1 protein-coding gene is annotated in these 608 nt (G+C 77.8%); it reads right to left on the bottom strand.

All coding sequences use genetic code 11. The features are described from left to right. Window positions 1-233: 233 nt before the first annotated feature. The coding region (locus NWP10_RS12245; protein ID WP_258301085.1) for an ATP-binding cassette domain-containing protein at window positions 234-608 on the bottom strand (375 nt) is incomplete at its 5' end.

The following is a 608-nucleotide window of genomic DNA, read 5'->3' as shown; positions in this document are numbered from 1 at the left end:
CGAGGCCGGCGACGGTGCCGAGCGCCGCGGCGGCGACGGACGGCACGACCATCCCGCCCGGGCCGGCGGCGCGGCCGGCCTCGGCGCGGAGCACGTGGCGCAGGGTCTGCGGGGCGGGGGCGGGCAGGGACGAGGGGGCGAGGACGGTCTGCATGGGGGTCTCCAGGGTCAGGGGCGCAGGGCGCGGGGGCGCGGGGGTGCGGGAAGGGCGGGTGCGGGGGTTCGGACGGCGGTCAGCCGTGGACGAGGTGCAGGTAGGCGTCCTCGAGGGTGCGGCCCGAGGACTCGAAGTCGGACAGCGGGCCCGCGGCCACGAGGCGGCCGCCGCGGATCATCACCACGTGGTCCACCACCCGCGCCAGCTCGGCCATCAGGTGCGAGGACAGCAGCACGGTGTTGCCGCGGGCCGCGTAGTCGGTCAGCAGGGAGCGCAGCGCGAGGATCGCGTCCGTGTCCAGGCCGTTGAGGGGCTCGTCCAGCACGAGCAGGCGGGGCTCGCCCAGCAGGGCGGCGGCCAGCCCGACGCGCTGGCGCATGCCCAGCGAGAGCCCCTTGATCCGACGTCGGCCGGCGTGCGGCAGGCCCACGGCCTCCAGGACCTCGCGGAC

Origin of the sequence: Micrococcus sp. HG099 (assembly GCF_024723355.1) — a bacterium.
Taxonomy (GTDB): Bacteria; Actinomycetota; Actinomycetes; order Actinomycetales; family Micrococcaceae; genus Micrococcus; species Micrococcus endophyticus.
Note: the sequence above shows the minus strand (reverse complement) of the source record. Positions and strands in the feature narration are given on the sequence as shown.